Raw genomic sequence first — 1,614 nt, 5'->3', positions numbered from 1 at the left:
GACGCCCGACTCTCCATCAGCCGCCGGTAACTCACACAACATCAGATACACCAGTCACTGGACACACCCGTGATCAGGGGCCGGGGTTGTGGCCTGTGCTGTTCAGTTAGGTGGTTGCTGCTCGGGTAGCGCACCGTCTCCTTAGCTGGGTGGTTGGGCTGCTTCTGTGATCGTGTGGCCAGCGGGTTCTCTGTCAGTTGGCTGGGTTGTCAGGTGTCTTGGTCGTTGGTCATTTCTGCTGGGCCGCTGGTGGGTTGTTGGATTGTTTCGGTGCGCCCGCGGTCGCGGGCGTGGCGGAGTCCTTCGAGGAGCCGTGCCTGGTCTGGGTCGGGGGTGGTTTGTGTCTGGTCGAGGACGGTGTAGACCTCGGCTCGGTCGATCAGGGCGTCGAGGTTTGCCAGGGTGTCGGCGTCGACTGCGCCCCATGGGGTGCGGGGCGGGCGGACGATCTTGGTGAGTAGCGGCAGGAGTTGCCAGGTACCGTCGTCGAGGCGTTGACGGATCCAGGCCCGGGCGGTTGCGTGGTCGATGTGGCGCCAGTTCCAGATGAGGTCGACATCAGAGTCGGTGAGCTGGTCGGTGGGGCGTGGTCCGGGCGTTGTCAGGTGCTCGCGCAGTCGCGCTACGAGGCTGGTGCGGGCTTCCTGGACCCAGGTGTCGCCTTCCTGGGCGAAGGCGGGTGCGGTGCTGCTGGGCTCGGTGGTGTCGTACAGGACCCGGCTGGCGAGCATGGTCCCCTGTGGGGTGGCGGCCATGCGGTGCAGGACGTCTGCTCGTGCGTCGGCTGGGAGATTGCGGAAGAGGTCTTGTGCGAGGAAGCGCGCGCTCATGTCGGCTCTGAGGAAGCCCTCGGCTTGTGCGGTCAGCGAGCCGTAGCGGTCAGCGAGCTCGAGCAGCAGCGCGGTGGAAGGCACCGGCGTGCCGGCGTCCAGCCGTTGTCTGATGCGCCGGCCGATGCGCTGGGTGTCGTTCTCCAGCCGCAGAAGAAGTTCGGCTACCTCTGGCCCCGGGGGTCCGTCCGCCAGCTGGTCGAGGCCCCTGGTGAATGCGGTTTCCGACAGGTCGTCGTCCGGGACACCGAAGGCGACGTACCTGTCGAAGTAGTCGTTGCTGCCGATGCCACGACGTCGCGCGGTGCCTGATGAGTCGCCACCGCCGCCGAGGGCCTGCCCGAGCGGAGGGAAGAGCATGGCCAGCAGGCCGAGTACTCCTTCGATGTGATCAGGGACGACGCCGGCCTTCTCAAGCCGCTCGCGCCATCGCTGGGCGCGCTCTCCAGGCTGGCGCTCACGCCGGGCAGCCGGATCGAAACTGGTGCCGGTGAGTTCTGCGCGATGGCGGTTCAGCAGCCGGTAGACCCCTGGCTCGCTGGTGCGCAGGAAGGTGACGAGGAGGAAGTCGACGAGGTCGACTTCGCCGGCGAGCGTGCGAAGGGACGCGGCGGCTTGGCCGAAGTAGCGCTTGATTGCCCGCGGTGTGCGCAGCCGGTCCTGCAGGTATTGGAAGTAGGCGGTTGCGAGTCGCTGTTCCTCGGGCTCGGTCAGTGACAGCTGATGCGACTCGAGAACCGCAGCCAGGGACTGGTCTACCAGGGCAGCAGCGTCGCGTTCGCGG

General features: G+C 66.9%; 1 protein-coding gene. It reads right to left on the bottom strand.

The window, feature by feature from the left end:
- Positions 1-209: 209 nt before the first annotated feature.
- The coding region (locus ABD323_RS40940) for a hypothetical protein (protein WP_344447188.1) at positions 210-1,614 on the bottom strand (1,405 nt) is incomplete at its 5' end.

The sequence above is a fragment of the Kitasatospora nipponensis genome (assembly GCF_039528135.1).
In the GTDB taxonomy this organism is placed as follows: Bacteria; Actinomycetota; Actinomycetes; order Streptomycetales; family Streptomycetaceae; genus Kitasatospora; species Kitasatospora nipponensis.
This window is presented reverse-complemented; position numbering and strand designations above follow the sequence as displayed.